Source organism: Paenibacillus massiliensis 2301065 = DSM 16942 (genome assembly GCF_000377505.1).
In the GTDB taxonomy this organism is placed as follows: Bacteria; Bacillota; Bacilli; order Paenibacillales; family Paenibacillaceae; genus Paenibacillus; species Paenibacillus massiliensis.
Genome location: NZ_KB898185.1, coordinates 199,194 through 220,410, shown reverse-complemented (window position 1 = coordinate 220,410; position 21,217 = coordinate 199,194). Strand labels below are relative to the sequence as shown.

The 21,217-nt window shown below is 44.9% G+C and carries 24 protein-coding genes and 1 pseudogene; 22 read left to right on the top strand and 3 right to left on the bottom strand.

Annotation, left to right across the window (positions count from 1 at the left end):
- Positions 1-166: 166 nt before the first annotated feature.
- The 3 genes and pseudogenes from rarD to D328_RS0100950 all read left to right on the top strand — a co-directional run bounded on the left by rarD (position 167) and on the right by D328_RS0100950 (position 1,934).
- The gene (gene rarD / locus D328_RS0100955) at positions 167-1,045 is read left to right on the top strand and encodes an EamA family transporter RarD (RefSeq protein WP_018883064.1); all 879 of its coding nucleotides are present in this window, start codon (positions 167-169) and stop codon (positions 1,043-1,045) included.
- A 71-nt stretch (positions 1,046-1,116) separates the two neighbouring features.
- Positions 1,117-1,286: pseudogene (locus tag D328_RS31945) on the top strand (IS30 family transposase); the annotation flags it as partial.
- Positions 1,287-1,406: 120 nt separating this feature from the next.
- A complete protein-coding gene (locus D328_RS0100950; RefSeq protein ID WP_018883063.1) occupies positions 1,407-1,934 on the top strand; it encodes a GNAT family N-acetyltransferase in 528 nt (175 codons plus the stop codon).
- Between the two features lie 843 nt (positions 1,935-2,777).
- Here the strand turns inward: D328_RS0100950 and D328_RS31710 are convergent.
- Complete coding sequence (locus D328_RS31710; RefSeq protein WP_018883060.1) at positions 2,778-2,906, bottom strand: hypothetical protein; 129 nt, start codon at positions 2,904-2,906, stop codon at positions 2,778-2,780.
- Positions 2,907-2,956: 50 nt separating this feature from the next.
- On the opposite strand from D328_RS31710, the gene D328_RS0100930 reads away from it, so the two are divergent.
- From D328_RS0100930 to D328_RS0100895, 8 genes are all read left to right on the top strand, one after another.
- Complete coding sequence (locus tag D328_RS0100930; RefSeq protein ID WP_018883059.1) at positions 2,957-3,535, top strand: histidine phosphatase family protein; 579 nt, start codon at positions 2,957-2,959, stop codon at positions 3,533-3,535.
- Positions 3,536-3,808: 273 nt separating this feature from the next.
- Positions 3,809-4,258: a GNAT family N-acetyltransferase gene (locus tag D328_RS0100925; protein ID WP_018883058.1), complete on the top strand. Its 450-nt coding sequence runs from the start codon at positions 3,809-3,811 to the stop codon at positions 4,256-4,258.
- A 206-nt stretch (positions 4,259-4,464) separates the two neighbouring features.
- Positions 4,465-5,031 carry a GNAT family N-acetyltransferase gene (locus tag D328_RS0100920; RefSeq protein WP_018883057.1) on the top strand — a complete coding sequence of 189 codons (567 nt, stop codon included), beginning with the start codon at positions 4,465-4,467 and terminating at the stop codon, positions 5,029-5,031.
- Between the two features lie 49 nt (positions 5,032-5,080).
- Positions 5,081-5,605 carry a histidine phosphatase family protein gene (locus D328_RS0100915; protein WP_018883056.1) on the top strand — a complete coding sequence of 175 codons (525 nt, stop codon included), beginning with the start codon at positions 5,081-5,083 and terminating at the stop codon, positions 5,603-5,605.
- A 15-nt stretch (positions 5,606-5,620) separates the two neighbouring features.
- A complete protein-coding gene (locus tag D328_RS0100910; protein WP_018883055.1) occupies positions 5,621-5,986 on the top strand; it encodes a hypothetical protein in 366 nt (121 codons plus the stop codon).
- 114 nt (positions 5,987-6,100) lie between these two features.
- Complete coding sequence (locus D328_RS0100905) at positions 6,101-6,514, top strand: GNAT family N-acetyltransferase (protein WP_025676443.1); 414 nt, start codon at positions 6,101-6,103, stop codon at positions 6,512-6,514.
- A gap of 121 nt (positions 6,515-6,635) precedes the next feature.
- Positions 6,636-7,127: an AAA family ATPase gene (locus D328_RS0100900; RefSeq protein WP_018883053.1), complete on the top strand. Its 492-nt coding sequence runs from the start codon at positions 6,636-6,638 to the stop codon at positions 7,125-7,127.
- A 13-nt stretch (positions 7,128-7,140) separates the two neighbouring features.
- Positions 7,141-7,527 (top strand): hypothetical protein, encoded by a 387-nt coding sequence (locus tag D328_RS0100895; RefSeq protein WP_018883052.1) that lies wholly within the window; start codon positions 7,141-7,143, stop codon positions 7,525-7,527.
- Positions 7,528-7,848: 321 nt separating this feature from the next.
- Here D328_RS0100895 and D328_RS0100890 read toward each other — a convergent pair whose 3' ends face one another.
- Together D328_RS0100890 and D328_RS28150 are read right to left on the bottom strand one after the other, a co-directional pair.
- Positions 7,849-10,293 carry a polyprenyl synthetase family protein gene (locus D328_RS0100890; RefSeq protein ID WP_018883051.1) on the bottom strand — a complete coding sequence of 815 codons (2,445 nt, stop codon included), beginning with the start codon at positions 10,291-10,293 and terminating at the stop codon, positions 7,849-7,851.
- A 328-nt stretch (positions 10,294-10,621) separates the two neighbouring features.
- On the bottom strand, positions 10,622-11,308 hold the full coding sequence (locus D328_RS28150) for a hypothetical protein (protein ID WP_018883050.1): 687 nt from the start codon (positions 11,306-11,308) through the stop codon (positions 10,622-10,624).
- A 270-nt stretch (positions 11,309-11,578) separates the two neighbouring features.
- Here D328_RS28150 and D328_RS0100880 point away from each other — a divergent pair, with 270 nt between their 5' ends.
- The 11 genes from D328_RS0100880 (at position 11,579) to D328_RS0100830 (ending at position 20,925) form a co-directional block, all read left to right on the top strand.
- Positions 11,579-12,076, top strand: a complete 498-nt coding sequence (locus D328_RS0100880) for a hypothetical protein (RefSeq protein WP_026280955.1) — start codon at positions 11,579-11,581, stop codon at positions 12,074-12,076.
- 84 nt (positions 12,077-12,160) lie between these two features.
- Positions 12,161-12,514 (top strand): immunity protein Imm33 domain-containing protein, encoded by a 354-nt coding sequence (locus tag D328_RS0100875; RefSeq protein ID WP_018883048.1) that lies wholly within the window; start codon positions 12,161-12,163, stop codon positions 12,512-12,514.
- A gap of 398 nt (positions 12,515-12,912) precedes the next feature.
- On the top strand, positions 12,913-14,196 hold the full coding sequence (locus D328_RS0100870) for a sensor histidine kinase (protein WP_018883047.1): 1,284 nt from the start codon (positions 12,913-12,915) through the stop codon (positions 14,194-14,196).
- Positions 14,168-15,061, top strand: coding sequence for a response regulator (locus tag D328_RS0100865; RefSeq protein ID WP_018883046.1), 894 nt, complete (start codon positions 14,168-14,170; stop codon positions 15,059-15,061). Before D328_RS0100870 ends, D328_RS0100865 begins: the two co-directional genes overlap by 29 nt.
- 449 nt (positions 15,062-15,510) lie before the next feature.
- Entirely contained in the window at positions 15,511-16,287 is a 777-nt protein-coding gene (locus D328_RS0100860) for a transporter substrate-binding domain-containing protein (protein WP_018883045.1), read from the top strand.
- Positions 16,288-16,304: 17 nt separating this feature from the next.
- Positions 16,305-16,961 (top strand): amino acid ABC transporter permease, encoded by a 657-nt coding sequence (locus tag D328_RS0100855; protein ID WP_018883044.1) that lies wholly within the window; start codon positions 16,305-16,307, stop codon positions 16,959-16,961.
- Positions 16,958-17,680, top strand: a complete 723-nt coding sequence (locus D328_RS0100850) for an amino acid ABC transporter ATP-binding protein (protein WP_018883043.1) — start codon at positions 16,958-16,960, stop codon at positions 17,678-17,680. The genes D328_RS0100855 and D328_RS0100850 overlap by 4 nt, the downstream gene beginning before the upstream one ends.
- A gap of 236 nt (positions 17,681-17,916) precedes the next feature.
- Positions 17,917-18,918, top strand: a complete 1,002-nt coding sequence (locus tag D328_RS0100845) for a phosphotransferase (RefSeq protein ID WP_018883042.1) — start codon at positions 17,917-17,919, stop codon at positions 18,916-18,918.
- A gap of 100 nt (positions 18,919-19,018) precedes the next feature.
- The gene (locus tag D328_RS0100840) at positions 19,019-19,477 is read left to right on the top strand and encodes a hypothetical protein (RefSeq protein ID WP_018883041.1); all 459 of its coding nucleotides are present in this window, start codon (positions 19,019-19,021) and stop codon (positions 19,475-19,477) included.
- Positions 19,474-20,241: a hypothetical protein gene (locus tag D328_RS0100835; RefSeq protein WP_018883040.1), complete on the top strand. Its 768-nt coding sequence runs from the start codon at positions 19,474-19,476 to the stop codon at positions 20,239-20,241. The genes D328_RS0100840 and D328_RS0100835 overlap by 4 nt, the downstream gene beginning before the upstream one ends.
- 108 nt (positions 20,242-20,349) lie before the next feature.
- Complete coding sequence (locus tag D328_RS0100830) at positions 20,350-20,925, top strand: cupin domain-containing protein (RefSeq protein ID WP_018883039.1); 576 nt, start codon at positions 20,350-20,352, stop codon at positions 20,923-20,925.
- Positions 20,926-21,217: the final 292 nt, after the last annotated feature.

Here is a 21,217-nt window from a genome sequence, read left to right as displayed (position 1 = left end):
ATAAAGAACTGGATGAATGATCTATGCTTTTGAAGCAAGAAAGACCACAATTTATTAAATTTTACGAGGAGCAAGTCCTAATCTGGAACTTATATGGTAATGTAAAAGAGTATATGCACAACGCATAATACGTTCAGACATCGGAACGGGAAGAAGGAATTTGATTATGAATAACGGGTTAGTTAACGCTATTATCGCTTATATCATGTGGGGGGTTCTCCCGCTTTACTGGAAGTTGTTTAATGAGGTGCCAGCAGGCGAGATTCTATCACATCGGGTTGTCTGGTCATTTGTCTTCATGGGTGTTCTCGTCGCCATTCAGCGCCGCTGGAGTGACATGAAGCGAATTGTGACGAGTCGCTCGCTCCTGCTATCCCTCGCCGCCAGCGGACTGCTGATCGCTGCTAATTGGCTCATCTTCATCTGGGCTGTCAATAACAACCACGTCGTTGAGACAAGCCTTGGCTATTATCTGAACCCGTTGCTGAATGTGTTGCTAGCGGTCGTCTTCCTTCGTGAGAAGCCCAATCGTGGTCAATGGCTCGCGATTGCCGTCGCTGGCGCCGCGGTGCTCATTATCGCAATTGACTACGGGCGGTTCCCGTGGGTCGCGATTACACTGGCTGCGTCATTTGGCTTGTACGGCCTCGCGAAAAAGAAAATTGTTCAAGACGCTTCTGTAGGCTTGCTGTCGGAGACAGCTGTAGTTCTGCCTGTTGCGCTCGGGTACTGGGTCTATTTGGCCTCCGCAGGAAAGGCGACGGCATGGACGCTACCTCCGTCCATGTTCATCGAATTACTCCTTTCTGGCGTAGTAACTGCGCTGCCGCTGCTCTTCTTTGCACGAGCGGCCGCTCGCATGCCGTTATCCACGCTCGGCTTCGTACAATACATCGGGCCGACGATCATGCTGTTACTGAGCGTATTTGTGTTCAAGGAATCGGTTTCGTCTGTCCTGCTCATCGGCTTTGCACTCATTTGGACAGCGCTTGTAATATACGCTGCCGCATCGGTTCGCGGCACAAAGCTCGCCAAGGCGAGCTGATCGCAAGGAAATTTCAATAAAGTGCAGCTGAATAATTTATGTATCGAAGCAATATATGTTGGATGTAATGCAAGTTAGCCGTGGGCAAGGCTATTTCTCAGCGTCCGGAAGAGGTTTGTTCCCGTGAAGCCTTCGGTTATTGGGAGCGCGATGCGGTCGTCTCGGGAAAGGCAGGGGCTGCGTGACCACTTTCATCGAGCGCAATACATGCCTGCGCCATAGCGATTCTATGCCGGATCGTCCTTGCCCATGGAGATCGCCTTTGGCTGGAGAACCTCTCGCGAATCCTTTTCTGAGGAACTGTCGCAATTAGCTTGGCCATCCGTCAAATGTAAAAAATAAACTCTAGGGAGGATCTATGATGGCTATTGAAACATCTAGATTAATCATTCGTGACCTCGTCATCGAGGATTGGAGAGATGTGCATTCATATGCGTCTAATCCTGAAGTAACTGAATTTATGCTTTGGGGACCAAACAATGAAGCCGAAACAAAATCATATGTGAACCAGCAACTTGAAAAGCAACGAACAAATGACCGAACCGATTTTGAATTCGCCGTAATACTGAAAGATACCAATCAATTCATAGGTGGATGTGGAATGTATATTAAGGAGTTAAACGCTGAAATCGGTTATTGCTTTCATCCAGAATACTGGGGAAATGGATACGCAAGTGAAGCGTCAGAAGCGTTGTTACGATTAGCATTTGAAAAATTCAAAGTGCATAGAGTGTATGCAACATGTCGTCCTGGTAATATTGGTTCAGCGAAGGTGTTAACTAAAATTGGAATGAAAAAAGAAGGCCATTTAAGAGAACATATATGGGCTAAAGGGAAGTTTCATGATTCCTATTTATTTTCCATGTTAGAGAGTGATTATAAAGTGTGATATGCAATCATTTACAATATCCAAACAGGAGCTTCTATCCATGAAAGCTTATATAAGATATCCTCTAAATATGAAGTTAATAATTAGCATGTCAATTCTGGCTGTATTATGCATGTTCAATGTGTATACAGCTACTAACAGGGCCTATAAATTTCTTTTTTAACAATTATTATGATTTGTCTGCTTGTTAATATCATAGCTGCTGCAAGGAGATTTCTTAAACCCAGACTGTTATTTCTCCATAGTGAAGTATTGATTATTAATCATAATCAAATAGCAGCTAACGATATAAGGCGGATCTATATTCAAAGCGATTGCTTAATCGGAATCAAACCAAAGAAGAATAGAATTGTCCCTGTAGCACTGTGTTTTGAGTTTTGTAATACCAATGCCGAAATAGACAACTTTATAAAATGGGCAAAGAACAATAACATTGAGCTCACCCATACAACATTTTTGAAATGGCTCTAAGGAAAGGAAAGTTTTAAGTGATTGTGGCATATATAGGAGGGTGAGCAATGTTAGATCATCAAGAAATTTTGCCAATTATAAGAAGATTCGAAGAGAATGAGTTAGCGTATTCACTAGGTGGAAGTGGGATGTTATATTATCCATTCAGCTACCTGTATCTCATGTTGTGAATAGATCATGGAGTGGAATAAAGGTATCCAGTCCTGAAATCTGGTATGTAGCCTATCATTTGATGGGAAGAGTAGAAAAATCCAATTTAATCTTAAATTACCTACAGGCATATAGAGACATTGTGGATAAACATTTAATAAGAGACTTGTTGAGGAAAAAGGGTCTGGATTTTGAGATTCGGGAAGAACTTAGTAAGCTGGTTCAATAATGCTGCCAATAAGCCGGGACTCCTCGGGTGTCCTTGGTCTGGTGGAGGTTGATGTATTGCAAGCGCTTCATCATACTTTTTTTGCCAAAGATGGACTTGGTGAATACAATAGCATTAGACAAAAGACCGAGAGCATCCTAATAAATATAAAGTGAATGAAGGAGGAGAGAGTATGACATTGATCGGATTTGTAAGACATGGCGTAACCGATTGGAACTATGAATACAGAGCACAGGGACACACGGATATACCTTTAAATGATGAGGGACGAAGACAAGCTGAATTGCTAGCTAAGAGGATGGGGAACGAGGAGTGGGATTACATCTATTCAAGTGACTTATCACGAGCGCTCGAAACAGCACAAATGATAGGAAGAATTAAGAACATTGAAGTAAAAACAGACCCGCGATTAAGAGAAATGAACGGTGGACTGATTGAGGGAACCACTGAACAAGAGAGAGTTAATAAGTGGGGTTACGGCTGGTCCAAGCTAGATCTCGGCATAGAACCAAACGATGAGATCGTCACCAGAGGGATGAAATGTATCATGGATATTTGTGAAAGACATCCCGACAGAAAAGTATTGATCATAAGTCATGCAGCCCTAATCGGACGGACCTTGAAGAAACTAATTCCTCATGTGGATACAGAGGTTCATCTCGACAATACATCGGTAACCATTTTAAATAAATCGCAAGTTAGATGGGATTGTGCACTATACAATTGTACTATTCACTTACACACCAAATAACATGAAACATATCCGAGAAGGTAATCCATCGACTAACTTTACATTTACATAGAAGGCTATCGTCACTTGGTCAATAGATGTATAATCATGGAAGAAGATCAGTCAACAAACGCTCAAGTCTAAGATCAGAGTTATCTAAGGCTTGGGCTTTTCGTGAATACCAGGACACTAGCGGGTATCAATGCCATTATAAATAATATCTGAAATAGCAACTTTGCAGATAGTGAGCAGTTGTCAAATGAATTCATGTCAAGAAAAGAGGCATAACTAGATATGATAACAAGTAGAGTCAGGGAAATTCAAACGAATGATTATCATGATATTTATTTGCTGAATCAAGACTTCAATCCTCATTTGGAGCTATTTTCCGAAGAGAGAGTAAAAGAGAAAATTGAAATTATCTGTAACAGCACGCAAGATATCATTTTTGTATATGAACACGACGGCGAGGTAATAGGATATATTCATGGAAGTCCTTATGAATTGCTATTTTCCGAATCACTAATTAATATATTGGGATTTGTCGTAAAAGAAAACTTCAGAAAACTGGGGATTGGTAGCAGGTTAATAGAACGTCTTGAAGAATGGGCGAAAGACAATGGGTATGCTGGAATAAAGTTGTTATCCCATCCAAGTCGAAAAAGTGCCCACAGATTTTATGAAAATCGCGGGTATGTATTCACGAAGGACCAAATGAATTTTATAAAGAGCTGGAATGAATAATTACTGTCTGACAACGGCTCAGTTGGGCAGAAGAATTTTGGGGCAGCATGATAGGCCAGACACCCCCGTATACGCGAGGTGTTGATGATACAGCAACATGATCTGAGACCTCTGTAGAAGATAAGTTGAAAGCATTCTAATTAGATTGGGAGCTTGTAAGGACGCATATATAACTGAGGAATCAAAAATTAACCGAGGTGATAAATTTGGAAATTATCAAATTAAAACTTGAACATAGTGAGGTGAGATTGAGACCAATACAACCTGAGGATTTATGTATACTGTACAACTTCATTTATGCTGAGCAACCGGAATGGAAGAAGTGGAACGCACCTTATTTTCCATTCGAATATATAGAATTTGAAGAATTTCAGAATCATTATGAACAGAATGGCAATGAAGCTTCAGATGAACCAAATGATAGAATGATAATTCAAGTCAATGAAACGATTATAGGAACGGTAAATTATTATTGGGAACATAAACCTTCAAATTGGCTAGAGGTAGGCATAGTCATCTATGATCCTAAGTATTGGAATGGTGGATATGGAACGACCGCATTAAGATTATGGATTGATTACTTATTCGGGAAATTACCCTTAGTAAGAGTCGGCTTAACGACATGGTCAGGAAATTTTAGAATGATGAAAGTGGCAGAGAAACTAGGAATGAAGCTAGAAGGAAGACTTCGGAAATGCCGATTCTACAACGATGAATATTATGATTCAATCCGGATGGGAGTCTTGAGAGAAGAATGGGAAGACATGAAATAGAAAGTATTTGTCGGTGATATCAGGAGGCTTCAAAAAAAAGGATGAGACTATGACTACCTTTTATCTTGTTCGTCACGGTGAACCAGATTGGGAGATTAATGAGAAGTATAAACTTAAGGGGCATGGCAGGGATCTAGTCCCTTTAACTCAACGTGGAGTTCAGCAAGTCCATAAGGCTTCCAAAGATGAAAGACTTCAGAATGCTCAATTAATACTTTCATCACCCTATACAAGGGCAATGCAAACAGCTGCAATTTTATCAAAGGAATTGAATCTTGAGATTCAGGTTGAGCTTGATTTAAGAGAATGGCAACCCGATCTAACATTCCAATATGATTCAGTAGAACAATTGAAAGAACTCGGAACTGATTTTGATTTAAATCACGGAATTTATCCTGTGGGCGAAACCCGATTATGGGAATCTAAACCAATGATGAAAGCACGAATGGATGGGGTCATTAATAAATATTTGAACTATGACTATGTGATAATTGCGGGACATGGAATGGCTTTTAGAACTCAATATGAAATAGATGATATTCCACATGCACATATTATCGAATATAGGAAGTAGAAGGAGAGGTGAACAATGGGAATAAGAAAAAAATACAAACGCAAGATCATACGCTCCAATAGATTATTCTATTGGTATGTTGAACCGGATATTGATGACGAACGGATCATCAAATTACATATTGTATCAGAGAATAAGAAGCTTCTAGTCACCTACGAGGTAGGACAGTATAGCATTAAGAACAAAACGCCCATCATTGTGATTATAGGGGAAGAATTTGTAGGCTGGGAGAAAGACTACATAGGGTGGAGGAGAGTATTGGCACCGACATGGAATGATGAAATAATCACTCCCAAGTTAATCGGTGAAATCATTGATTGGTGCCTACTGGAAGATAAAGAAATACAAATCGTTAACTGGAAGGGTGATATCATAGGATAAAGGATAGGCTTGGGACTCGTGAGCACAGGAACGTTATCAGATGCCAGTGCCTAAATGTTATCCAAGAATAGATTCCAAAAAAGGGGAAGTGGAGGATCTACGATGGGAACTGTGATGAGAATTGATTTTGCGATGGAATCAGATTATGAGTTTATTTTGTTTAGAGACAAGCATATACATAAGTCGCTTATACGAACCAAAATCAAACAAAATGAAATTCTAATCATTAGAGACGGTGATCAAGCAATAGGGTGGATGAGATACGGATTTTTTTGGGACAATACACCATTCATGAATATGATATGGCTCGATGAGGAGTACAGGGGAGCAGGGATCGGTAAGAAAGTTGTCCGGTATTGGGAAGAGTTGATGAGCCAAAAAGGATTTGAGATGGTTATGACCTCAACACAGTCCAATGAAGGAGCTCAACATTTTTATAGGAAGCTTGGATATAGGGATGCAGGATGTTTACTACTTGAGAATGAACCACTGGAAATAATACTGACCAAGCCGTTGAACAAGAATTGACGTTGGGTGAGCCAAGGATGCACTGACGACTGCAAACATAATATTCAAGCATCTGTATATGTAAGGGCTGTTTCTACGAAAGTTTTGTCTTGTACTGATCCAAAGATAAGGAAGGGATTCCGTGAAGAAATTACCTTTATTTGTAGTTACAGGTTCTAGTGGGACAGGTAAAACTACTACTAGTTCTATTGTCCGTGAGATGCTTCCTGATTTTGATATATTTGATATGGATATTATCAATAATGTGGATTGGGATATAGCAAAAGCGAATTGGTTGAAAATTGCTTATAGTATCTCTCTAAGTGGTCGTGGCACGGTTCTCTTCGGAACTATGATTCCAGAGAATATAGAATCTGCTGACCACAAAAATAAGTTTGATAGGATTCTTTATATAAATTTACACTGCAATGATTCAATCCGTGAAGAAAGATTAAAGGCAAGAGGATGGCAAGACAGTGTCATTATAGAATATAAGAATTTTGCAAACTGGTTAATACAAAATTCAAGCACTGCCTTTAATCCACCGATGCCGACCATTGATACGTCTGAACTTTCACCAAAAGAAGTGGCACAAGAAATTAAACAATGGATATTGAATAATTGGTCAGAATAAGAAGGGACATAAGATGAAGATAACCTTGTATAAACAGGGAGGTTCAGCTCTCATATATTTATATTTCTTTTCAAGCGAGCAGTGTAAGCAACTAAATAATGGAGGAGAGTATGAAATTGCTTGCGACTTATTATTTGATGCTGAAGACGAATGGCTTGGGGTATGTTTTACCAGCAAAAACCTGATTGAGGATCATTTAGAGCCTAATGACCTGATTGCAATTAGATATTCGGAGGGCGCTTGGACCATCTTATTCAGAGCTGATAAGACAGTAGCGAGAGAAGAAGCACACAGTTGTACAACTGATCTTCATAACAACCAATACACTGGAATAGAGTTCATTCTGCCTGAACAAGCCATTCCTAAGCACGCTTATATAAACGAATTACTAATCAATTAACATGTTCATCTGCGTTGAAGCGTACATGCCACGACGAATGGCAGACCTGGGTGGATGCCCAGATGAGTGCTCTTCAATTTGATGCAAACCCAGTAGGGGAACAGCAAGCAACTGATTGAAGGACGACAAACATAGATCAGCAACGCAACAAGTAGTCCAGAAAACATAGAAGCAGCAGCGTGATAGGAGCCCATGAGTATCTGTCCCCATTGACTCCTATCGCGCTGCTGTTTTGTTTATTACGCTATGAAGTTACTTATTCCCCTTCGAATTTGTCCATTACCCTATGACTTGCCGTTCGTTAACCTTACGAAATACGTATTAATACTGACGATGAATGATAAATCCGGCCAAGTGCTTCAGGAAGGGCACCTGTCTTGGTAAGTCGCGCAAGGCCTCCATGGCCAGACAGTAGTGCTCCCACATTTCTTGTCTCGCACCGTCCAGACCCAGGACAGATACGAAGGTAGAGCGCTGATTATCCGTGTCCTGACCGACAGGCTTACCGAGCACGTCCCCATCTCCTTCAACATCCAGCAGATCGTCCTTGATCTGATAGGCAATTCCTGCATGAAAGGCGAAGGTCCGTAGAACCTCGATCTCGGCTTCCTCCACTTGTGCCAGGATAGCGGGCATGACGAGTGCAGCTTCAAAAGCAATCCCTGTCTTGTAAAAGCACAATGTATTTAACTGCTCCAGCGTTAATTGCTCGCCCTTAGAGTGCAGGTCCAGGCTCTGGCCCATACAGATATCCTGCGCTTTACGTGAGGAATAACGGATGAGCTGCAGCACAGACTGTGCGCCAAAATGCTGTGTACTTAAGGCCGCCTGCTCCTCCGTAGCACGTTGCATCAGATAGATCCCGGTTAACTCGGCAGTACCGCTGCCGTATAGCCGGTGCAAAGTAGGGCGTCCGCGACGGGTATCCGCATTGTCCTGTGAAGGCAGGTCGTCGAAGATCAGGGAGGCAGTGTGCATGTACTCCAGGGACCTGAGCAGCGGAGCAATCGCGGACGCATCCAATCCGTATTCGTGCACACCCATGACGGAAGCCAAAATGGGCCGCAGCAGCTTGCCATCCCCGTTCAGGCTGTAGTTCACGGTCTGCATCAAGAGCTCGGAGATCGGTGGCTCATCTGTAGACGGGGCCAACGGAAGCTGGCTGCGAATCTCTTCACGGGTCTGTTCTACTCTTTCCTGGAAGAGGGCCTGCTCCTCACGGTCGCGCTTCAATGACTCGACCATCTGGTCTCGCAGCAGCTTATCGAAGAAATCCACATCATCCGCACGGGATACCAGCTCCTGCACATATTGGTGGAATTCAGCCGAGTCTGCGGTCCAGCGCTTCATCCACTCATCATATTGCTCCGCACCCAGACGTTCCTTGCGGCGCTTCAGACCGTTGATGGCCCGATCCAGGATAATCTCTCTCGTCTGCGGGTCAGCACGATACACCTGATGGATCAGATAGAAGATAACAGCCCAATATAGCTCATAGGGATTGATCAGATCCGGACGGGCTTCATGGTGCTGCAAATAATACGTATACGGTGTTACCGCACCTGCTGCCATGTCGTCGAACGCATCCGCAAAGTCGTCGGCTAATTGATTATAAAGACCATAATAGAAGGTGCGTAATTCGAAATCCTGATCCTCCGGTGCGCTAAGGACGGAGCGCACGATTAATCTGGAGGAGGCTGCCTTGAGAATGATCGGGAGATACAGATCCTCGTTGGAATAATGGGCGTATGACAATTCCTTGATGCGATCCCGTTGCTGGGATTCAAAAAATACATAAGCCTGCTCGAAGAACTTGATTCTTCGCTCCGGCTTCAGCTGCTGTCGGATATATTCGAATGCCTCGCTCAACTCGGAGTGTACATAGCGGACCAGTTCGGCATTAGGGCCGTCCCATTGCTCTAGCTCAGGAACAGCCTCGGTCAATAGCGCGGTGCGAATCATGTCCGAATAACGTTCCTTCTCTGCCAGGCTTAGTACGGTAGAATCCAGCAAATCATCTATAAACGGATAGGTCAGCCCATACGAGTAGCCGAGGCGGATCGCCTCATCCAGCCTGCGTGTACGCTCTGCTGCTGGTGTGTCCTCTTCTAGCTCATCCAGCACATGCTGCACGACACCGATGATGATCTTGATCAGCTTACGCTGGGCATGCTCTGCACTTAGTCCCTCCGGGATCATGGCGGCGGCGAGCTTGATTTTATCCATGACCCAGATTACGGCCCGTTCAACGCCTTCCTTCTGGGACCAGCGATACAGCGCAGTCCAGCTCAGGTCGTTAGCGAAGCTACCTGTCTGGTCCTTGTCCGGTCGCAGCAAAGTTTTCTTAATATCCGCTACAGTAGCCTCGATTCGCAGCTGAGTGCGGCTGTCTGTCAGATCCTTGCCCAGATCGCGCATGTACATGTACGAGACACTTCGCTCTAAATACGCATCCAGCTTACCCGCATGACGAAGCCACTGAATATACTCGCGTGGTGTGCGTAATGAGGGCTTGGTAATCTGTGTCTTCAGGGTCTCGACGGTAGCCGTGATCGATTTGCGGCTTGGGAGGGACCAGTTAAGCCACCCGGCGCGTGACGAAGAGCCGTGTACATGCTCTGGCTGCCATTCCTTAAAATCCTGTGTAAGCGCCTGAATATATTCTTTGGTTATCATCTGTTCATTCAACCATGTAAAGTAGTGCCTTGCTTGCTGCTCAGACTGCTGGTAGCACGCCTCTGCCCGGTCCACAAATTCGTTGCTCATAGGTAATCCCTCTGTTTCTGTCATTAGTCACATTTCGTAGATGATTGAATTATACGCACGATCCAAGGGATCGGTTGCTAAATGTTACAGATTTTCCGATCGACCTCTGAGGCTATATACCTGCATATATTAAATTTATTGCATAATTAACGGTCTAACTATCCTTATCATACTGAAAAGCCTTCCGGAATGCGCATAGTAATTTTTGAACCCGAGGGTCACACGAGGGTCATAAGTATAGAGGACTATGTCTATAAGTTTTTTAATCGCTAGCATGTATGTATGAGTAGGCTCTAATGCACAAAAAAAGCCCCGAAGGGCTAGAGTATTATTGCGCTTTTTGAACGGTAGAGGTAGCCAACAGTATAGCATTGGTTGTTCCGCCCCCAAGATTATCGAACGAGTAGTTTGAGACAGGTACACCACGCAAGGTTACATCGTCGCCATCCAGGATGTCGCCTGTTTCGTTATTATAGATGCCAGTAATGGAGTTGTCATTCTCGTCAATGATATGTATAAAGGCAATGGTTCCGTATGCGGATTCTTCCTCCGTAATTTCAAGAACATAACCACTTACAGTCACCATCGTGTCTAGATAAGGATTAATATTTTTGAAAAGATGTCTTGAAGACACGTTTTTGTCAACCAGCTTTGCAGCTTCTTTCTTGGCTTCAGCTGTAGTAGCCGGGAACAGATCGGCATGGGCTACGAGGAAATCATATGATTTTGGATCGAGAGTCTCTCCATCAACGAGTGCGGCATTTAATTCGTTCATTAAATCAGCGGCCATGGTATCTCCTTGCGCTTGAGGCACTTCTGCTGGTTCCTCGGCTACCGGCTCCTCAGCTAATGGCTCCTCAGCAGCAGTCTCAACAGCTGCTTGAGCTGCCGGTGCTTCCTGAGTCGTGGCTGGTGGCGTGGTCTGCTCTGAGCTGGTAGTCTCTGTCTTGCCACCACATGCGGTGAGCACAGCTGATAACGCGAGAACAAGTGTGAATAAAGTAATCTTTTTCAAAGAACCTCTTCCTTCTCTGTATCCCATCGGATGGGGAATTGGCTAATTTTATACTGTCACTAATACAATAGGCCAAAAAGACTAGTTTGTAAATATTTGTCGTATATTGTTTTTATATGACGACAAGAGCATACGTATTCTACTAACTGCCTTAGCACATGCCCATTCCTCACGACAATAGACAAAAATCCAGCTATAATAATAGTCATAAAAATGTAGTCAGAACAGGTTCCATATACCGTGTTGAAGATATGAGAGCGGGTGATTGTTTTGAAAGCAAAGCTCGAATATGGCGAGAATATATTAGTGGCAGTTATATTTAGAGACAAATGGGTCTGGTATGTCACCGAGAAGGAGTATTGGTTCCTGGATCTAGTAAAATTGGAGCATGCGTATTTGGCCGAAGGCTACGAGCTGCCTGATCAAGGGAATTATGCGTACCGTTACCATATTGGTATATTAGATGAACACACTGCTGAACGTTTTTTAGATGAGATCCGTGATTTTCAGGTAAGTACAGCAGAATTGAGTGAATTACTACTACATACAGTTGGGATGGAGTCAGATGTCGAAAGTCCTTTAACCGACTACCTACCTGCTCTGCTCGTTCATTTTGATGAAAAATATCTAATATCTGCTTATCCCGAGCCCGCCTCTTTTGAATACTATGTGCCAGCTGGCTGGGTTGGAACGTATGAGAGCTTCCTAGATCAAGTCCCCATTGTAGAGAGATACTGGATCATAAATAACAAAAACTACTTCCTTTGATGAATATTAAATTGGCATGCTAGAAGCTGCTCTATATAGAAATTTGATCTGGTTAAGGTATGTACATGAAAGTGAGGGTCTGGCATGAAAGAAAAGGCAGCGACACCAGAGCAATTAAGCATCTGCCGTAAATATGGTGCGGAATACATGGAGAGTGAAGCCCATCTGAAGGTGGGCATTGCCTGGAATGTGAAGGAGGGGCTTGAGCCAATCCATGGTCTGCGTCTTCTACCAGAAGGAGATACGACCGGCTGGTATATATGGGCGGACGAATATTCGGATGCCGATGATTTTTTTGCACCGCTGCATGTAGTTCATATTGATGAATGGGACCCCAAGATCAGGAAGTATCTCGGTCTTGCGCCAGGCTGGCGTTTTGTAATTGCGGAAGATTACGAGGATGTGTGGTTCGACGAGCAATTGCTGAACCAGGAATAGGTTACAAAAGGGTGACGCAGGGGCAGTATAGTAACAGGTCTACCGATGATGCAAAGACCCTTGATGCCGCGACTACGCTAGACCACCATATGTCCAAGAGGAGCTAGCTCCTCTCTATCTAATCACTGTAGTATATTAGCGCTGTAGTCAGCTGCACTTGCAAAGGAGATGTCTACGTAACATACGTTTTCACCAGATTCATGGTATGTGTGGTGGTTAGTACGTCACAGTGTAATTGGTTCGTTTGGCATATTGAATTTAGTATTTCTTATAGAGGAAGTTTATGTTAGTATATATAACACTAAAACTAAAATGAAAACATGTAGCCTAACCATACATAATGTCAGAAATAGTGGGTGAAAGAGATACGAAGCTGGGTCAGAAATGAAAATGTGCAAATGACAATAGTCGCTTTTGCTACCGCCATTGGGGCGCAGTTCAAGATCAACCCTTTTCAGGAAGACTTGTTTCGCATTGGGCTCGGGGTAAGCATTTTTTTATTTTTTCTGTTAATGATGCCTCATTTGTCATATGTCAAGACAGGAATTCTGACGGGTATCGTTAGCTTCATCTTTCAGTCGATTGATTGGCTCGTTCAGACGAGCTCCCCATCCATTCTTGACGGCATGCTGAATAACTTCGGTGCAGGGTTATATTACATTGCTTTTGCCTATGCGCTCGGGATGCTGAAGGGTCGATTGCATATCTCTCAGCCCTTGCTGATCGGAGGCTGGATTACAGCCATTGATTTCGGTTCGAATATTCTGGAGCTGCTGGTTCGCGGAGTGCTGAGCGGCACGAATATATTTCATTTGCGGGAATGGCTGTACTTGCTTGTGGTAGCCGGACTGCGGAGTTATTTTGTCACAGGGCTGTACAATAGCATCAGCATTCGGCAGATGAGACTGATTCATGCGGAGCAGGAGAAGCGAATTGAGCAAATGCTGAACGTGAGCTCGGGGCTGTATGGAGAGGTATTTTATCTGCAGAAAGCCATGAATACGATCGAAGAGATTACAGCAGCAAGCTATGAGCTGTACCGTGAGCTGCAAGCCAGTGAGCTGAAGCAATATAGTCAACGTACGCTAGGCATTGCCCAGCAAATCCATGAGGTGAAGAAGGACTCACAGCGAATTCTGGCTGGTCTCGTGAAGCTCTACGATCGTGAGAAGATCGTGCATATGAGCTTGACGGAAATGCTCGATTTTGCAATTAAGGGAAATCTGAAATATAGCGAAATGTTGGGTAAAAACGTCCACATTCACAAGGAGCAGCAATATGACTGTGATTCTCCGCATTATATCGCATTGCTGACGGTGATGAACAATCTTATTGCAAATGCAGTAGAGGCTATTGATGATACGGGGGACATCCGAATTCAAGTCCTCGAACGGATAGACGATGTATATTTCATTGTGACGGATTCCGGTAAGGGAATCCCTGAGTCCAAGCAGGAAGTTATATTTGAACCTGGGTACACGACCAAATACAATGAAGCTGGCATAGCGGCTACGGGCATTGGCCTGTCCCATGTGCGTGATATTGTACATTCCATGGGAGGGCGCATTACGGTAGAGATGAAGCGGCACGGGCGAGGTACGACATTTGTGACTAGACTACCGAAGGCCAGCATTATGAAGGGGGGCAGTGCCGATGAAGCTTTCTATTATAATCGTGGATGATGATATCGTGAGCCGGAGCATGCTGGAGGACATTATCGAGGAGTCTTCCATGGGGGAGCTGAAGGGAACGGCGAACGGCGGCCTCGAAGGCACCCAGATGATTCTGGATTTGAAGCCGGATGTGGTGCTCATGGACCTGTTGATGCCGGATCAGGATGGAATTGAGACGATTGCCAAGCTCAAGGCGAATGACTTTACGGGGAAATTTATCATGATCTCGCAGGTTGAGAACAAGGACATGGTCGGCGCTGCCTACCAGCAAGGCATAGAATTTTTCATTCATAAGCCTATTAACCGTGTTGAGGTGGAGCATGTGCTCAGCAAAGTCAATGAACAGTGGAAGTATGAGCGCTATCTACTGGAGATTCGACAATCACTTGCAAAGCTGAACATTGGTGAATCTCCGGCTGCGCCCAAGATTCGTTCGGTCCGCGAGGTGTGTCGCCCGCTCTTGATGGACCTTGGCATTATTGGCGAGAACGGCAGTAAGGACATTATGGCCATGATGGAGTATATGATCGAGCATAAGCAGGTGACAGAGCTGCCTTCTCTTAAGGAGCTGTATGAAGCCGTTGCCCAGACCTATAAAGAGACGGATAAGGAGGTCGAGAAGGAGAGCAAAGCGATTGAGCAGCGTATTCGCCGGACCATTTTAGCCGCGCTGACAAATATGGCATCCATCGGCCTTACGGATTACAGTAATCCCAAGTTTGAGCATTATGCGCCGTTGTACTTCGACTTTCAGGATGTGAGAATGAAGATGAGAGCGATGGAGGAGGAACAGCCTGTAGATAAGGGGAAGGTCAATATCAAAAAATTCCTGCACGTATTCTATATGGAGACGCTGGAGAAAATGAACGGCTAGCGTGTCATTAATAAAATCTGATTTCAAATCCAAGCAGCATTTACGATGTATCTCGTGTGCTGCTTGGATTTTTTTGTTTTTTAATAACAAATAGAATTTTTATTGTTAGCTATAATGACTTTACATGTTATTTATAGAGTGAAATCATGGATTTTGAGTGTTTTTTTGAAGTTTTTCTGATGTGTGTCAATTTTAATTTCATAATTTGTGACTCTTATTTTTGTAGGATCATGTCGGTTGATGTAGGTCAGACACTAAAATACGTTCAAAGAAATGCCACATGTATAGCTTTCTCTCAGAAATCCTCAGGTCACATACAGAATCATAGAGAGACAAACGAACCTGACACGGGGAAGGCAAGGGAAAAGCAGATAGCTATACAGCAGGCGGAGTTCAGGCGGTCGAACGTTCGATCCGAACCTATACTAATCGGGAAAAGGGGTTATCACATGAAAAAAACAGTATCCATTATATTGACTTCGCTTCTAGCTTTGTCGCTAACAGCATGCGGTGCTGCGAATCAATCAAGTAGTGCAGGCAATTCTGAAAAGTATATCATCGGTACAGATGCAACGTATCCTCCTTTTGAATTCCAGCAGGATGGCAAGTATGTAGGTATTGATATTGATCTGATCCATGCGATTGCCGAAGAGGAAGGGTTCGAGGTTGAAGTCAAGCCAATGGATTTCAAGGGGATTATCCCGTCCATCACCTCCAAGCAGTTGGATGGTGCGATTGCAGGCATCAGCATTACGGATGAGCGCAAACAGATTGTAGACTTCTCTGAGCCTTACTATCAAGCAGGTCTTTCCCTGATTGTACACGAGGACAACACGGATATTACGAAGCCAGAAGACCTGAAGGGCAAGGTCATTGCGATCAAAAAAGGAACCTCCGGTGCAGTGAAGGCTGACGAGTTGGCGAAAACCTACGGAGCAACTGTGAAGTATTTTGACGATAGCCCGTCCATGTATCAGGAAGTAGCGAATAAGAATGCAGATGCTACTATTGAAGACTTTCCGGTCATTTCCTATAAGATTGCTGTGGACCCGAATTCCAAGCTTAAGATCGTAGGTGATCGTCTGAATGGTGATTTCTACGGTATTGCGGTTGGCAAGGGCGATGAGGAATTGCTAAATAAGATCAATAGTGGTCTTAAGAAAGTACAGGAAAACGGCAAATATGATGAGATTGTAAGCAAGTACCTGGGCACATCTGCTAAATAGAAGGGAATGTGTAGCTATTGAATTTCTCATGGCAAGTCATTGGTGACGCATTACCCATTCTATTACAGGGTACGCTCATCACATTGAAGATTGTAGTTATCTCCTTGATTTTTGCCTTCATTATTGGTCTGATCTCCGGCTTAATGAGCGTATCTACCAATAAGGTGCTGCGCTTCATCTCTTCGGTATATGTTGATTTGATTCGGGGTACGCCGCTGCTGGTGCAGGTATTCTTCATTTACTTCGGCTTGCCAGTGTTCCTGGATATGCGTATTCCCGCAGAAACAGCAGGGATTATCGCAATCAGTCTGAATGCTGGTGCCTATATCTCGGAGATATTTCGAGCGGGGATTGTATCGATCAGCAAAGGGCAGAGCGAAGCGGCTCGTTCACTCGGTCTGAACAAATTCCAGACGATGAGGCTCGTCATCCTGCCCCAGGCTACACGGCGGATGGTGCCAGCGTTCGTTAACCAGCTTATTGTCACGATTAAGGATACGTCCCTCTTGTCCGCGATCGGCATTACAGAATTGACGCAGAGTGGTGAGATTATTATCTCCACCAACTTCCGAGCGTTTGAGATTTGGGGAACGGTAGGTGTCTTCTATCTGATTATCATCTATATCTTATCCCGCATTTCCCGTGTTCTGGAGAGGAGGTACGTGGCGCGATGATCGTCGTACAAAATCTGAAAAAGCAATTCGGCGCCAACGAGGTGCTGAAGGATATTTCCACGACCATTCGTGAGAAAGAGGTTGTCTGTGTCATCGGTCCTTCGGGATCAGGGAAAAGTACCTTTCTGCGCTGCCTGAACCTGTTGGAGGAAGTAACGTCGGGCAAGGTGATTATTGGCGACGTAGAGGTCACCTCACCAAGCACGAATATTGATAAGCTTCGGGAGAACGTGGGTATGGTGTTCCAGCAGTTCAACCTGTTCCCGCATCTTACCGTATTGGAAAATATCATGCTTGCGCCGAAATATGTGAAGAAGCTGACGAAGCAGGAGAATGAGAAGACATCCATGAACCTGCTGGCGAAGGTAGGACTGGCTGAGAAAAGGGATGCATATCCTGAACAGCTGTCAGGCGGACAGCAGCAGCGTGTAGCGATTGCTCGGGCCTTGGCTATGAACCCGTCCGTGCTACTCTTTGATGAGCCAACCTCAGCCCTTGACCCGGAGATGGTGGGCGAGGTGCTTCAGGTCATGAAGGATCTTGCTCATGAAGGGATTACCATGATTGTGGTGACCCATGAGATGGGCTTCGCGCGTGAGGTGGCGGATCGCGTCATCTTCATGGATGGAGGCTACATTGTCGAGGAAGATGTTCCTGCACAGTTGTTCCAGCAGCCGAAGCATGAGCGTACACAGGCGTTTTTGAGCAAGGTGCTCTAAGTATTTTTTTGAATAATTTTTAAATAACCTCTTAAATAAATTCTTGAAAACCTTCTTGTGATCAAGGACTCATTCCGGCTCTCGGGATGAGTCTTTTTTCGTGGATATGCGTCTATAAGAACACTTGTGCTGCAAGGGGGAAGCAAGGTACACTATAGCTACAATAGATAAACTCTACTGATGATTGGTACTAATAAAGGCTTAACCATAAGATTTATAGAAAAGGCGGTACAGAAATGATTCCAGAGCTCATTCGGCAGCATTGGCCTGCATTCAGTGGAACTGCCAGCAAGCGGTCAGGTGGATGGAATAATACAACATGGTTCATACATAATGACAGCTGCTGCAGCGTGTTGCGGATCTATGACACGCATCAGGACAAGAACAAGATTCTGTTCGAGCATGCAGTATTAGCAGCGCTTCAACAGACAGGGCTGAGCTATAGAGTGCCTGCGCCGATTTTGACACAACATGGAGCAAGTCTGGTACAGCTTACGGACGGAAGTGGCAAATATGCCTGCTTGTTCAGCTATATTGACGGTGTCTCACCAAGGGGAGGCTATGCTGAGTATGCTCGTTCGTTGGGTGAGGCAACCGGGCAGCTGTCATGCTTGCTGGCTGACCTGAGTCTGGAGAGAACTCCTGCTTATCCGCCGTATTATAACCTGCTGCAATCTTATCCTTTATGCTCTCGTGAGCGAGTGCTGGATTTTTGTAGCCGTCCTCCTGTTGAACTGATGCACGTTCGGTCAGAGCTAGGACATTTGGCTGATACCTGTGTAGATATTTATGATGCCCTCCATGGTCTGGAGAGTTTTCCCCAGCAATGGGTACATGGGGATCTGAATGCCTCCAATCTGCTGCTACATCCAGAGCGACCCGCGCAGGTGATGGCACTGCTGGATTTTGAGTTTTGTACTCGCGATATCCGGGTAATGGAACCCGCGGTCATTCTGTCCAGTATGCTAGGAGAAGCGCAGGAACGCATTGCTATTCATGAATTCTGCCACGGCTACGTGCAGCATGTACATCTGCTTCCCGAGGAGGTAAGTGCACTACCGTTATTAATGAAGCTACGCAAGGCAGACGTATTCCTGCACTTTCTGAGTCGATTCTGGCAGCAGACAGACGGAGCTGACGTGCTCGCTGAGCAAGCGAGGCTGCTTTCGGAAGAGCTGGTGGTACTGGAGCAGAGCAGGATGTGGCTTGAGGATGAGCTTCTTATACTAAATGGATAATACTAGCAGGCTTGGACTGCAAATTTGCTGAAAGTAGCTGTGCTCGGTTATGCTGGAGTTGTGGGCTACAGCATCAGCAACTAGACAGGAGGAATTAACGATGAGAAAAAATGACAAGTATTTTATTGCAGGAGCGCTGGTTTTGGGTGCTGCCGTATCAATTATGGTCTATGCGGGCAAAAAATTCACATCCTTCAAGAGAGTGGTAGCCAACTATATTCAGGAAGAAGAGATTACGGCGCTGGAGCTGACCAGACTATCTTCCGAGCCAGGCGAGAAGCGTGATATTGTAATTACCGATCCGGAAACGATTCATGAAATTATGAAAGGTTTTAATGAGGTTCAACTGGTCAAGTCTGCCAAAAACATGAAATCAGATCATAAATTCAGCTACTACATCACGATTATTCAAAAGGATTTAAGACATCGTTTTGACATCATTCTTAAGAGTAGAGAGCATCTGATCATATACGATAACAATGCCAGCAAGCCTCGTCTGAATGCTTACAAGCTTAAGAGTCCTTTTAACTCACAGGTGCTGGAGAGGCAGTTTGAATGATTGAATCAGGTACACTAGGGTCAACGATCAAGAGAACAACTGCATTGCGCCAAATGAGATACTGGCTTGGCTGTAGTACTGCGACCTTACTGCTCGCGGGCTGCGCCCCAATCACACAGTCATTTGAGCAGGAGGCACCACCTGTACAGGCAGGGATATCAGAGTCAAATACGGAGCTGACAGAGCATGTCGATTCAGAGGCTGACCCAGAGATGTCCTTAGAGGGGACAGAGAACACGCTTACGGAGACAGCTGAGGCCGGGATTCAAGAGGAGGCTTCAGCTTCAACTCAAGATAATGCGGCTGTCGAGCAAGGAGCTTCTAATACAGCTGGAGAGGCTGGGGCGGAGGCAGTTGCTGCTCTGGACAAATCCGAGGTAGAGAAGATAGCAGATGATTATCGCACGGTCTTTATGAAGGTCGTCCGGGAGGCTGGACTCTATGATGGATCTCCACCCTATGCTTCTCTGAAGCAGATTGAGGCAGAGTTTGAGAGCGTGATGTCTCCCCAATGGGCAAAGACGTTAACCGCATTTTATTTTTATGAGGAAGATGGAATGATATGGTTGATTGCGACCGAGGCCCCGGTATGGCTAAACCAGGAAGAGCCCTACGAGATCGAGAACACGGAGCAGGATACTGTACTCGTCGTACAGGAATCACAAAATGAGATGCTGGGGCCGATTCGGCTCGTACTTGAGCTCAAGCAGACTGGAGCCGTCTGGCTTGTGGACAGACATACAGTAGAGTCGCTTGAATTATAAGCTTTGGGATCGTGGCAACCCCTGAAACAGGATCACAGCCAACGAGAAGGGTGTCAAATGCCCAGATGGAGGCATACAGTACAGGAAAGCAGATCAAGGAGGACTCGTATGATGATCGATCCTGTATTGCAATCCCCGAATCTGAGCCTGGCAGCGGATTCTACGTCAGTACTGAACTACAAGCTGGATTCATGCAATTATCTTACCCAACTCTTCGGAGAGCAGCTTCCGGCTATTCGTAATGGATTCTTCAATGTTCATATGTCCAAAGGGGTAATCGTTCAACCGCATTGGCATACGAATACGACTGAAATGATCTTCATGATTAGTGGCGAGGCCGTCACGGCGGTCTTCAATCCTTTTACCCGTAAGATCATGGCGTATTATTTGCGACCAGGGCAGGTATCCGTTCTGCCTAAAGGCTGGTTTCACTGGATCATTGCGGAGACCGACTGTGTTCACCTGCTGACCATTTTCGATGAGCCAAGTCCGGATGTCGTATTAGGCTCGGATTTTCTGCGCTGCACGCCTCCAGAGGTCATTGAACGGGCGTATTGCGCCTCAGCCGAGGACTATGCTCGTGCCGTAGCACCCATTCAGCAATCGGTAATTCTGGGCCCTCCCCCTGGCTGTATCTTGCCGCCGAAGCATGGACGCCCTGAGTATGATGAGGATCATAGCTAGTGTGATTCAAAAAGCAAGGCAGTGTTCACTTTTGCTGGGTAGTGTGCACTTCTGCTGCAATGGTAAGACGATGGCGAGAAGAGGCTGACTATCCCGTTATATTCGTAATGTCGCACACTCCATCATGCTCACACTCCATCATGCTCACACTCACTCAGGCGTCGCAGCGCTCCTACTGCGGATATAGTTCCTTGATCCATGATGTCAAGGTACTAGTAGCTCGGGTCCTGTCATGTGTGGGCATTGGGAGTGTCATTTCACATGACAATCAGTAAATGGATAAATATTCAAG